This window comes from Arthrobacter sp. 10N418, assembly GCF_056394725.1.
In genome coordinates this window covers 1-12,270 of the sequence record NZ_JBFTIK010000040.1, presented here as the reverse complement: position 1 = coordinate 12,270, position 12,270 = coordinate 1, and the positions used below count along the sequence as shown (strand labels likewise).

General features: G+C 66.7%; 9 protein-coding genes and 1 rRNA gene. 6 read left to right on the top strand and 4 right to left on the bottom strand.

Going from position 1 to position 12,270, the window contains the following annotated elements:
• Positions 1 to 156: 156 nt before the first annotated feature.
• The gene (locus AC1DCZ_RS18755) at positions 157 to 1,047 is read right to left on the bottom strand and encodes a DsbA family protein (RefSeq protein WP_476975921.1); all 891 of its coding nucleotides are present in this window, start codon (positions 1,045 to 1,047) and stop codon (positions 157 to 159) included.
• A 333-nt stretch (positions 1,048 to 1,380) separates the two neighbouring features.
• On the opposite strand from AC1DCZ_RS18755, the gene AC1DCZ_RS18750 reads away from it, so the two are divergent.
• The 4 genes from AC1DCZ_RS18750 (at position 1,381) to AC1DCZ_RS18735 (ending at position 6,525) form a co-directional block, all read left to right on the top strand.
• Positions 1,381 to 2,790: an alpha,alpha-trehalose-phosphate synthase (UDP-forming) gene (locus AC1DCZ_RS18750; protein WP_476975922.1), complete on the top strand. Its 1,410-nt coding sequence runs from the start codon at positions 1,381 to 1,383 to the stop codon at positions 2,788 to 2,790.
• Complete coding sequence (gene otsB, locus AC1DCZ_RS18745; RefSeq protein ID WP_476975920.1) at positions 2,780 to 3,619, top strand: trehalose-phosphatase; 840 nt, start codon at positions 2,780 to 2,782, stop codon at positions 3,617 to 3,619. Before AC1DCZ_RS18750 ends, otsB begins: the two co-directional genes overlap by 11 nt.
• A 279-nt stretch (positions 3,620 to 3,898) precedes the next feature.
• On the top strand, positions 3,899 to 4,981 hold the full coding sequence (locus tag AC1DCZ_RS18740; protein WP_476894777.1) for an ABC transporter ATP-binding protein: 1,083 nt from the start codon (positions 3,899 to 3,901) through the stop codon (positions 4,979 to 4,981).
• Positions 4,982 to 5,109: 128 nt separating this feature from the next.
• Positions 5,110 to 6,525, top strand: coding sequence for a DUF4032 domain-containing protein (locus AC1DCZ_RS18735; protein ID WP_476975919.1), 1,416 nt, complete (start codon positions 5,110 to 5,112; stop codon positions 6,523 to 6,525).
• Between the two features lie 123 nt (positions 6,526 to 6,648).
• Here the strand turns inward: AC1DCZ_RS18735 and AC1DCZ_RS18730 are convergent, their stop codons facing one another.
• Positions 6,649 to 8,019: an FAD-binding oxidoreductase gene (locus tag AC1DCZ_RS18730; RefSeq protein ID WP_476975918.1), complete on the bottom strand. Its 1,371-nt coding sequence runs from the start codon at positions 8,017 to 8,019 to the stop codon at positions 6,649 to 6,651.
• Between the two features lie 458 nt (positions 8,020 to 8,477).
• Here AC1DCZ_RS18730 and AC1DCZ_RS18725 point away from each other — a divergent pair, with 458 nt between their 5' ends.
• Together AC1DCZ_RS18725 and AC1DCZ_RS18720 are read left to right on the top strand one after the other, a co-directional pair.
• On the top strand, positions 8,478 to 10,256 hold the full coding sequence (locus AC1DCZ_RS18725) for a glycoside hydrolase family 13 protein (protein ID WP_476975917.1): 1,779 nt from the start codon (positions 8,478 to 8,480) through the stop codon (positions 10,254 to 10,256).
• 2 nt (positions 10,257 to 10,258) lie between these two features.
• Positions 10,259 to 11,290 carry a LacI family DNA-binding transcriptional regulator gene (locus tag AC1DCZ_RS18720; protein WP_476975916.1) on the top strand — a complete coding sequence of 344 codons (1,032 nt, stop codon included), beginning with the start codon at positions 10,259 to 10,261 and terminating at the stop codon, positions 11,288 to 11,290.
• Positions 11,291 to 11,460: 170 nt separating this feature from the next.
• Here AC1DCZ_RS18720 and AC1DCZ_RS18715 read toward each other — a convergent pair whose 3' ends face one another.
• A complete protein-coding gene (locus AC1DCZ_RS18715; protein WP_476975915.1) occupies positions 11,461 to 11,961 on the bottom strand; it encodes an SRPBCC domain-containing protein in 501 nt (166 codons plus the stop codon).
• 169 nt (positions 11,962 to 12,130) lie between these two features.
• Positions 12,131 to 12,247: ribosomal RNA gene (rrf, locus tag AC1DCZ_RS18710) — 5S ribosomal RNA — on the bottom strand.
• Positions 12,248 to 12,270: the final 23 nt, after the last annotated feature.

The window sequence follows — 12,270 nt, the reverse complement described above, 5'->3', positions numbered from 1 at the left end:
CGAACAGCACGATCACCGGAAGTGGAACCGGCGCCAACCCAGGCGAACCAACAGGCCACACCAGACTGCCCGAAAACAGAAAACAACCGCCCAACAGCCGCGGCCACAAATCAGCGGCCATCAACGAGCACCATGAAAAATCGAGGCTAGGCGCCCCTACTTCTTGGCGTCGACGGCTGTCTGCAGGAACTGGTCGAACGGTGTCTGGGCGCTGTCGCCCTTGCCCCACTGCTTGCCCTCGACGAAGACGGTCGGCGTGCCGGTGACCCCGATGGCCTGGGCCTCCTGCGTGGCGTACTTGACGTACGGCCGGTACGTCTTGTCATCCACGCACTTGTCGATGTTCTGGGCCCCGGCGTCGGTGGCCATCTTCTTCAGGTCCGAGTCCGACAAGCCGGCGGAGCCTTCGGCCGGCTGCTTGTCATAGAGCGCGTTGAAGAAGTCCGCGTATTTCTCCGGGGACGTGTTCGCCACACAGGCAGCAGCGTTGGCCGCGCGCGAGGAGTAGTTGGTGCTCGAGCGGCTGTCCAGGAAGCCCAGCGGGCGGTATTCCACCGTGATCTTCCCGTCGTTGCGCAGCTTGGTGAGCGTGTCGTTGTACTGCGCCTCGAAGTTCTTGCACACCGGGCAGATGAAGTCGACGTAGAGGACCACCTTGACCGGCTTGCCGGCTTCGGCCTCGGCACCGGGCGCGGTGACCTCGGCGGGCGGCGTGGCCGGCGCCGACGGAAGATCAGCGATCTTTACCGTCCCGGCATCGGACTTCGCGACGTCGGTATTGGCCAGGAGGGTGACACCGCCGTGAACGTTGCCGTTGGCCGGGGTGGGCCCGTTGTCGGCCACCGGAGCGTTGTTCTTAATGCCAGATGTGATGACGAGGGCCACGATTGCGAGGATTGCCACGACGGCCACAACAATGCCCCACCCGATGAGCCGCTTGTTGCGCTTGTCCTTCTTCAGCTGCGCCTCGCGGATCTCACGGGCTTTCTCGCGGGCCGCGGCGGTGCGCTCCGCCTTGGACGGTCGGGGTTCGTTTGCGGGGCTCATTAATTCCTCGTGTCGATCGGCCTGGAAGGTCCACTCATTTGCAGTTTCATCATTTTAGGGGAGAAACCCGGGAGCTTGCGCCTTCAAGTTTCCGTCCCGTCCCCCCAACGGGCGAATAGCCCGGAAGATTCCGTCCGGCTAGGGTGGGTTGAGAGCCACAAGCGACCCCAGGGGGCACCAATGGAAGCAACCGACCACGCAGATCATGCCGGTTCGGCCACCGCCAACACGGCGAGTGAGACCGCACCAAAATCCAAAAAAGCGGACGCGAAGTCCGGAAGCACGACCGGTCCTGACGGTGGCGCAGAGGAGGCCGCGGCACAGTATGACTTCATGGTGGTTTCCAACCGTCTGCCCGTCGACCGCTGCTCGCCGGACGAGAGGGGCTGCGAAGACGGCTGGCGCCGCTCCCCGGGCGGGCTCGTGACGGCGCTGGCGCCCATGATGACCAAGACCGACGGCGCCTGGGTCGGCTGGCACGGCGCGCCCGACGAGCACGTCCAGCCCTTCAGCCACGGCGGCATCGACCTCGTCCCGGTCCAGCTGAGCACCGAAGACATCGAGCTCTTCTACGAAGGGTTCTCCAACGCCACCCTTTGGCCGCTGTACCACGACGTGATTGCCCCGCCGGAGTTCCACCGCAAGTGGTGGGACTCCTACCGGAAGGTCAACAGAAGGTTTGCCGACGCCGTGCTCCACCACGCGAACCCCGGCGCGACCGTCTGGGTGCAGGACTACCAGCTCCAGCTCGTTCCGAAGATGCTCCGCGAGGCGAGGCCGGACCTGAGGATCGGGTTCTTCAACCACATCCCCTTCCCGCCGCCGGAGATCTTCGCCCAGCTCCCCTGGCGCCGGGCCATCATCGACGGCCTGCTGGGTGCCGACCTCGTGGGTTTCCAGCGCAGCAGCGACGCCGGGAACTTCATGCGCTCAGCCCGCCGTTTCCTGGGTGCCAGCGTCAAGCAGCAGCAGGTCCACGTCAGGGGAACCGACGGCGTCACCACCCACATCGCCCGCGCCCAGGCGTTTCCGATTTCCATCGACGTCAAGCAGATCAGCGAACTGGCCCGGAAGCCGGAAGTCATCGAGCGCGCGCAGCAGATCCGGCGGGACCTCGGGAACCCGAAAACCATCCTGCTCGGCGTCGACCGACTCGATTACACCAAGGGCATCCGACACCGGCTCAAGGCCTACGAAGAGCTGCTGGCCGAAGGCAAGGTCACGGTGGAAGACGCGTCCCTGATCCAGGTGGCCAGCCCCAGCCGGGAACGCGTGGAGCAGTACCGCCTGCTGCGCGAGGAAGTCGAAGGGACCGTCGGCCACATCAACGGCACCTACGACACCATGGAGAACACGGCCGTCCGCTACCTGCACCACAGCTATCCCATCGAGGAAATGGTGGCGCTCTACCTCGCGGCCGACGTCATGCTTGTCACGGCGCTGCGCGACGGCATGAACCTGGTGGCCAAGGAATTCGTCACCGCACGGACGAACAACGACGGCGCGCTGGTGCTCAGCGAGTTCGCCGGCGCCGCGGACCAGCTCAAGCAGGCGCTGCTGATGAATCCGCACGACATCGACGGCCTCAAGGAGGCCATTATGAAGGCCGTGAACATGCAGCCCGCCGAGGCCGCCCGCCGGATGCGTGCGATGCGCAAGCAGATCCTGGACCACGACGTCGACCTCTGGTCCTCCGATTTCCTGACCGCCCTCGACGAGAAGGTCGTGCGCGATGACTCCTGACGCGGCCGATACCGGCGAGGCCGGCACCAACAGCTCAGGCACCACTCCCCTCCCGCTCTCCCCGGGGCTGCCCGAGGCCGTGCGGCGCGTCGCAGGCACCGGGCACCTGCTCGTGGCGATGGATTTCGACGGCACCATGGCGCCCCTCGTGGACCATGCGGCCGACTCCCGTGCGCTGCCGCGCTCGGCGGCCGCCTTCGCCGGGCTGGCGGGGCTTCCCGGGACGACGACGGCACTGATCTCGGGACGGGCGCTGGATAGCCTGCGGGCGGTCGCCTCCCCTCCGGAGAACACCCTGCTGATCGGCAGCCATGGGGCAGAAATCTGGATGGGGCCCGGTTCCACGCAGCTGACGCTCGACGATGCCCAGCGGGACCTGCTCGCGGAAGTCCGCAAGATGCTCGAGGAGATCGTGGAACAGGCCCCCGGCACCCTGCTGGAAGACAAGCCGGCCGGCGTCGTGCTTCACACCAGGCTGGCCGCGGACGACGTCGCCGAGGATGCGGTGGCCGCCGCCCGCGCTGTCCTGCAGGGCCGCAAAGACGTTTTCGTGAAATCCGGAAACCGGGTGCTGGAGACCTCCGTGGTTAACGCCTCCAAGGGCGAAGGAGTCGACTTCCTGCGGCAGGCATGCGGCGCAACGGCAGTGGTCTTCGCCGGTGACGACACCACCGACGAGGACGCCCTCGGCCATCTGCTCCCCGGGGATCTGGGCGTGAAAGTGGGGCCCGATTTCACCCAGGCCGAGTTCCGGGTGGAGTCCCCCGAACACGTCTGCGATTTCCTGGAGGCGCTCCTGACGGAGCGCAAGCGGGTTGTCAGCGGGTAGTCATCGCCTGAGCCGCCAGGCCTGCAGCGGGAGCCGCCGCAACGCCCGGTAAGCGGTATCACATGTGACATCCGTAACATTTTGGCCCAAATGCCATATATCTGACATACTCTGATTGTGATGTGGCGCACAAGAACCGTGCGGCGTCATTGGATACTCCTCGGCTTCGGCCGGGGAGTATGCGCACGTCTCGTGCGGATAACTTAATAACAACTGCATACAAAGACCATTCACTACGGATCGTCCGGCACGTACCTGCCGGTGAAGGGATTGATAACTGTGGCTACAGTTACTTTTGATAACGCAACACGTCTTTACCCGGGCACCGAAAAGCCCGCTGTTGACAAGCTCAACATTGAAATCGCCGATGGCGAGTTCCTGGTCCTCGTGGGACCCTCAGGCTGTGGAAAGTCGACCTCCCTGCGAATGCTTGCAGGTCTTGAGGACGTGAACTCCGGCCGTATCCTCATTGGCGACCGCGATGTCACCGACGTTCCGCCCAAGGACCGTGACATCGCCATGGTTTTCCAGAACTACGCCTTGTACCCGCACATGACTGTCGCGGACAACATGGGCTTCGCGCTGAAGATTGCCGGCGTCAGCAAGGAAGAGCGCGCCGAGCGGGTCCGTGAAGCCGCCAAGCTGCTCGACCTCGAGCCCTACCTGGACCGCAAGCCGAAGGCACTCTCCGGCGGCCAGCGCCAGCGTGTCGCCATGGGCCGCGCAATCGTGCGTAACCCGCAGGTCTTCCTCATGGACGAGCCGCTGTCCAACCTGGACGCCAAGCTCCGCGTCCAGACCCGCACCCAGATTGCGTCCCTGACCCGCCGGCTCGGCGTGACCACCGTCTACGTGACCCACGACCAGGTCGAGGCCATGACCATGGGCGACCGCGTTGCAGTGCTCAAGGACGGTCTGCTGATGCAGGTCGACACCCCGCGAAACCTCTACGACAAGCCGAAGAACGTCTTCGTGGCCGGCTTCATCGGCTCGCCCGCCATGAACCTGCTCGAGCTTCCGGTTGTCGACGGCGGCGTGCAGTTCGGCGGAACCGTCTACCCCGTACCGCGCGATGTCCTCGAAGAGGCGCACGGCCGCACGGTCACCGTCGGTTCGCGTCCGGAAGACCTCGAGACCGCACCCGAGGGTGAGGGCCTGCACGTCGAGGTCGACGTCGTCGAGGAACTCGGCGCCGACGCCTACGTCTACGGCCACACCACCCTGGACGGCCAGAGCCACGACATAGTGGCCCGCGTCGACGGCCGCCGCCCGCCGATGAAGGGTGAATCCATCTGGGTCCGTCCGCAGTCGGGCCACGTACACCTGTTCGACACCAAGACGGGCCTGCGCCTCGGCGACTGATCCCCTCTGCGCGTATCCGACGGCGGCCCTCCCCACTGGAGGGCCGCCGTCGGCCGTTAAGCGCCCCCATTTCGCCGGCGTTGCCCCGTTCGTTAGGGCCACCGCCCTTCGTACGGAAGAATTGGTTCATGACCGAGGAAAGCAACGCCCAGTGGCACGACGAACCCACCGACTACGGTCAGATCGGGAAACTGCCGCGGTTCGAAGCCGCCAGCGCCAACGATGAGAAGGCCTCCGTCGCGTCCAGTTCGCTGAGCATCACCGCGGCCGCGACCGAGCCCGAACTGTTGGACCTGCCGTGGCATGTCGCCCTTGAGGACTGGCCGGCCGAGTACCTCGCCGCCCTCCCCCGCGGCATCTCCCGCCACATTGTCCGCTTCGCCCACCTCGGCGGGTCCGTGATCGCCATCAAGGAAACCTCGGAGCACATCGCCCGGCACGAGTACCACATGCTCCGCAAGCTCGCGCGGCTGGACGTCCCCTGCGTGGAGCCGGTGGCCGTCATCACCGGACGCACCACCCCGGACGGCCGTCCGCTGAACCCCGTGCTGGTTACCCGGCACCTCAAGTTCTCCATGCCGTATCGTGCGCTCTTCTCCCAGATGCTGCGCAAAGACACCCTGACCCGCCTGATCGACGCGCAGGCCCTCCTGCTGGTCCGGCTGCACCTGATCGGCTTCTACTGGGGCGACGTCTCCCTCTCCAACACCCTGTTCCGCCGCGACGCCGGCGCTTTCGCCGCATACCTCGTGGATGCCGAGACGGGCGAGCTGTACCCGGACCTGTCCACCGGGCAGCGTGAGTACGATCTCGAAATCGCCCGGGTCAACATCGCCGGTGAACTCATGGACCTGCTCGACGGGGGCCTCATCGAAGAAAAGGTGGATCCGGTGGCCACCAGCGAACTCATCATGGACAGCTACCGGCGCCTCTGGACCGAGCTGACCGAAAAGGAGTCCTTCGAGATCGGTGAACGCTGGCGCGTGGCCGCCCGCATCCGCAAGCTCAACGCACTCGGCTTCGACGTCGAGGAATACGCCATCAAGACCACCCAGAACGGGTCCACCATCCAGTTGCAGCCCAAGGTCGTGGACGCGGGGCACCACCAGCGCCGGCTCCTGCGCCTGACCGGCCTGGACGCGCAGGAAAACCAGGCCCGGCGGCTCCTGAACGATATGGACTCATTCAGGGCTGACAACAACCCCGGCATGGACGAGGAATACAGCGCCCACCTGTGGGTCAGCCAGATCTTCGAGCCGATCGTGCGCTCCATCCCGCGCGACCTCTCCGGCAAGCTCGAGCCGGCGGAGGCGGTGCACGAGATCCTGGAGCACCGCTGGTACATGTCCGAAAGGGAAAACCGGCACATCCCGCTGGCCGAGGCGGTGCAGTCCTACATCGACTCCGAGCTCCGCCACCGCCGGGACGAGGCGGCCATCATGCTCAACCCGGACACCGAACTGCTCAAGATCCTCGAGGTGGAGACCGAGGAATCGCGCTACGGCGACGAGGATGAGGACGAGTACCCGGACTCCGACGACTAGGCTGTGCGCTGGGCCACGCCTACTGATGCCCCACCCAACTGACTCGCAGCAGGGGCCGTTCTGGGCCCTCAGAACGGCCCCTGCTGCCAGCTACTTGGGCTTACACATTGTGGCCCGGGCGGGCTAAATCGCTTTGCCCGGGTTGAGGATGCCCGAAGGGTCGAAGAGTTCCTTGATCCGGCGCTGCAGTTCGCGCACGGGTTCTTTTTGCTCGAGGCCCAGCCAGCGCAGCTTGAACTGGCCGACGCCGTGCTCCCCCGTAATGGTGCCGCCCATGGCCAAAGCCACGGTGATGGACTTGTCCAGGGCCGCGCCGAGGCGCGTCATGGCGTCAGCGTCGACGCCGCTGTCACTCCGGTCCACCCAGAACGTTGGGTGGAGGTTGCCGTCCCCGGCGTGCGCCACGACCTTGAGCCGGACCTGGTGCTCGGCAGCCATGGCTTCCAGCTCAGCGACGTAGTCCACGAGGCGCGAACGCGGCACGGCGACGTCCTCGCCCACGCGGTATTCGTCGTCGACCTCGACGCCGCGGCTGTTGCGGCGCAGTTCCACGAGGCGCTCGGCCTCCGCGCTGGCCTCCATGGTCACCTCAGCACCGCCGGCCGCCAGCACAGGCCGGATGGCGGCGGCCTCCGCGGCGGCCCCAAAACCGTCGGTCTGGATGAGCAGCAGGGAGGCGCCGCGCGCGGCCAGGGACGAGCCGTGGACGTCATCGAGCTGGGCGAGCGATCCGCCGTCGAGCAATTCCATGATGGCTGGCTGCACGCGCGCCCTGCCCACAGCCAGGACGCCCGCCGCGGCACTCCGGAAGTCCGGGTAGAAGGCGGCAATCGTGTGCACCTCGCGGGGCAGGTACTTGAGCCGGACCGTGACGCCGACGACGATCCCCAAGGTCCCCTCCGAACCGACGAACAGTCCGGTGAGGTCGTAGCCTGCGACGCCTTTGAAGGTCTGGTGGCCGGTGTGGATGAGCGAGCCGTCCGCCAGCACGACGTCGAGCGCCAGAACCGAGTCCCGCGTCACGCCGTACTTCGCACAGCGAAGGCCGCCGGCGTTGGTGGCCACGTTGCCGCCGATGGTGGAGATTTTGAAGCTGGCCGGGTCCGGGGCATACATGAGCCCGTGCACCGCAGCGGCGGCGTTGAGGTCCGCGTTGATGACACCTGGTTCCACGACGGCCGTCTCATCGTCAGGGTTGAGGTTCAGGATGCGGTTCATTCGTTCGAGGCTCAGGACGACGCAGCCCTCGCTGGCATGGGCGCCGCCGGACACGCCGGTGCCCGCACCGCGCGCCACCACGGCAATCCCGCGGGCGGCGCAGGCGCTGACGGTCGCCTGGACGTCGGCCACGGATTCCGCACGGACCACGGCCTGGGGTAGCTGGTAGTCCAGCACCGGGGCTTGGTCCACGGCGTAGGCGGCCAGCGTGTCCGGGTCCCCGGCCACTTTCTCCGTGCCGAGGGCAGAGGTCAGCTCCTCAATGATGCTGCGCATGCGGTCTCTCCAGTTCTCCATCGAATCCGGATTTCAGTCTACGACCGCAGGACCGGCACCCGGGTCCCGGGTCCCGGGAGGACCCACGCGGCCGCCGCCGGGCCGCGGGTGCAGATCAGGGCGGTTGCAGCAGCCGCATCCGCCCTGATCTGCCCAGTCATGAATGCAGCGCGGCTTGCTGAAGCCTGAGCCCGACGGCACCGCCAATGCTGTGGGTCACACTTGCAAACGCTTCCAAAGAACACGGTGACCTTGCCTTCGACGTCCCACCTACCGGCCGGGAGCTCGAACCGCCACATGAGACCCTCAAACCCTGCAGGCCGGGGAAGCCACCCGAATGGGCCGGAAAGGCGGGCGAATTCGTCTGGGAAATATCCATACGGTGGTCGAACGCGGCGCGGTCGACACATAACTGGAAGCGTTTTCAATTGCGGCCGATCAGCCTTACGATTACCGGCATGTCCGTTGATTCAGCACTTGCCGCCCCCGCCGCACTGATTGGCACCCTGACGCCGGTTCACGCCGCCGACAGCTTCCCCGGGTGGTGGCGCTCCGCCGTCATCTACCAGGTCTATCCGCGCTCGTTCCGGGACCTGAACGGTGACGGCATCGGCGATCTCGCCGGCATTACCGCCGAACTGCCGAAGCTCGTGGAACTGGAGATCGACGCCGTCTGGCTTTCCCCGTTCTACCGCTCCCCGCAGCGCGACGCCGGCTACGATGTCAGCGACTACTGCGACGTCGATCCCCTGTTCGGCACCCTCGCGGACTTCGACGCCATGATCACGGAGGCCGCCCGGCTGGGCCTGCGCATGATTGTGGACCTCGTCCCGAACCACTGCTCGGACCAGCACCAGGCGTTCCAGGCGGCCTTGGCTGCGCCCGCCGGAAGCCCGGAACGGGATATGTTCATCTTCCGGGACGGACGTGGCGCCTTCGGCGGGGAGCCGCCGAATAATTGGCAGTCCCACTTCGGCGGCCCGGCGTGGACCCGGATCACGGAACCCGACGGCACGCCCGGCCAGTGGTATTTGCACCTCTTCGACACCTCCCAGCCGGACTTCAACTGGGACAACGACGCCGTGCACGAGGAATTCGAGCGCGTCCTGCGCTTCTGGCTGGACCGCGGGGTTGCCGGGTTCCGCGTGGACGTGGCCCACGCACTGGTCAAGGCTCCGGGGCTTCCGGAATGGGGCGGCCGGGCCGACGGCAACAGCTGCGACGGCTACCCTGGCCATGACGCCCCGATGTTCGGCCAGCCGGCGCTGCATGACATCTACCGGAAGTGGAGGCGGATCCTCGCCGAATACGGGCCGGACCGCATCCTCTGCGCCGAGGCCAATGTGGACCCGCTCCCCCGTCTGGCTGACTGGGTCCGTCCGGACGAGATGCACCAGGCATTCAACTTCCCCTATCTCCACGCCGGCCTGGATGTGCGTCATATGCGCCACGTGATCACCGAGTCGCTGACGGCGCTGGACTCCGTCGGCGCGCCCAGCACATGGGTCCTCTCCAACCACGACGTCGTCCGCCACGCCACCCGCTTCGGATACGACGGCCACGCGCCCCGCGACGGCGACGGGATCGGCACTTCCGATCCGCAGCCTGACGAGGCCCTTGGCCGCGCCCGGGCAGCGGCAGCCTCGATGTTCATGCTCGGCCTTCCAGGCGGCGCCTATCTCTACCAGGGCGAGGAGCTCGGCCTCCCGGACGGCATCGACATTCCGGACAGCCAGCGACAGGATCCCACATTCGGCCGGACCGGCGGTGAGCGCCTCGGGCGTGACGGCTGCCGCGTTCCGCTGCCGTGGCGGCGCGGAGCGCTCCACTCCGGCTTCGGCGCCGGGCAGGACCCCTGGCTGCCGCAGCCGGCGAGCTTCGATGAGCTGGCCCGGGACGCCCAGGCCGCATCGCCGTCGTCGCACCTGTTCCTGTACCGGCGGATGCTGGCCCTCCGGCGGGAGCTGGAGCTCGGCAAGGGATCGCTGTCCTGGCTAGAAGAATGGTGCACCGATTCCAGCCTCGCCTACCTCAACGGCACCACCCTGGTGCTGATCAACGTGGGCCGGGAGGCTCTGGATCTCCCCGACGGAAAGGTGCTCCTCCGTAGTTCCGGCACCAGCGGCGAGCCTTCCGGCACCGGGTTCGAGTCATCGGAACCGGGCGAAGCCGGCCATCGGCTAGGCTCGGGTGAAACTGTTTGGCTGGAAATCCGCATCGAGGACGCGGAGAGCTGAGAATGCCCGGCATCAAGGACGTCGCGGAACGGGCGGGCCTCTCCATCGCCACCGTTTCGCGGGCCTTGAGCGGCAAAGGCAATGTCTCGACGCGCAGCCGCGAGCGTGCCCGGTTGGCCGCTGCCGAGCTCGGGTTTGTGCTTTCTTATCACGCCTCCAGCCTGGCCTCGGGACGGAACCACAACGTCGGTGTCGTGGTTCCGTCCGTGCACCGCTGGTTCTTCTCCTCCGTGGTTGAAGGCGTCTCGGCGACCCTGCTCGATGCGGGGTACGACCTCACGCTGTACAACGTCAGCGAGGGGCAGGAGCGCCGGCACAAGGTGCTGAACGACTTCCTCCTCCGCAAGCGCGTTGATGCGGTCATCGCCGTTTCGCTGGAACTCAGTGAGGCCGAGATCCGGCAGTTACTGGCCATTCACCGGCCCATCGTAGGAATCGGCGGACCACTGCCGGGTGCCTCGACCATCCGGATCGATGACTCGGGCATCGCCGAGTCGGCCGCCCGGCACCTCATCCAGCTCGGACACAGCAAGATTGCCCACATGACCGGTGACGCGGCGTATGACCAGGACTTCCGGCTGCCCGGCACTCGCCAAGGCGGCTTCGAGAAGGCCATGAAGGCGGCAGGTCTGGCGGTCCGGCCGGAGTGGCAGGTCTCAGCGGACTTCACCGTACAGGGCGCCTACGCGAGTGCCAGGCGGCTTCTGGGCGCCTCGGAGGAACGCCCGACTGCGGTCGCCGCGGCTTCCGATGAAATGGCGATCGGCACCATCCTCGCCGCCAGGGACTTCGGCCTCAGGGTTCCGTCCGACCTCTCCGTGATCGGCATCGACGGGCACGAGCTCGGCGGGGTGTTCGGGCTGACGACCATTGACCAGGATGCGCGCGGCCAAGGCGCCCTGGCTGTGCAGCGGCTGCTGGCAGGGCTCGACGTCGGCGCGAGCACCGCCACTGAAGACACCGAGTACCCGACACGCCTTGTCATCCGCTCCAGCACCGCAGTGCCTCCCGTGGACGCCGTGCCGTTGCGCTAAGTGCCGGCTATCGCCTCGGTGGCGGCCTACCTGCCCGGGTTCCTCGCGCCGTTGCTGGGCCCTCCGCGCCGCGGCGCCCGGAAAACCGGGGAAGCCGTGCGGGGTCCATGCACCGCTCATCGAAGCAACTGGGCAGGAGCGCCGCGATGCGACCCACAGGCCCGGCACGCTCAGGCCCCGGCACCGCCCATGAAGCGCACGAAGCGATCCAGCACGCCGGGCCAGCCGGCTATGTACCCCGCCCGTGTGGCGGCGGGATCCTCGGCACCCTCCCAGCCGCTGTGCACCAACCTGAGCTCGGTGCCACCTTCGACAGCACGGAAGGCGACGCGCAGTTCCGTGGACCACACGGCGGAGCTTCCCGGGTGCCAGCTGGCGTGGAAGGACAGCGGGGGCTGCCAGTCGTCGATCGAGCCCCAGATCGCTGTCCGACCGTCATCCGCAGTCTCCAGGATCAAGTTCTCTTCGAACTCCACATAGGAGCCGGCGCCGTAGACGCTGTGATCCTCGAGGGGCCACCAGAGGTGGGTGTGTTCGGTGAATCCCACGAAAGCCCGGGCGACAGCACCAGGCACGACCACCGTGAAGACGACCGGCTCCAGCCCATCGGACGCCTCCGGTTCCGGAATATCAGATTGATCGGCAGGAGCGTGGCTGAAGAGGTTGTCCATGGGCATCTACTTTACCTGCGCCAGTCCTGGCGGGTTCTCGGGGCCCCGTCCGCCAAAGCGGTTCCCGGTCCGAGCCGGTGTGCTGATTGCCGGCAACCTGGGTCTCGGGAATGGCGGTTAAATGGCTCGAGCCCCGACATTCCTTGTCGGGGCTCGAGCTCTAATTTATGTCCGGCGGTGACCTACTCTCCCACACCCTCCCGGGTGCAGTACCATCGGCGCTGTGGGTCTTAGCTTCCGGGTTCGGGATGGGACCGGGCGTTTCCCCCACGCTATGACCGCCGTAACCCTGTTACCCGTTCCCCCGGC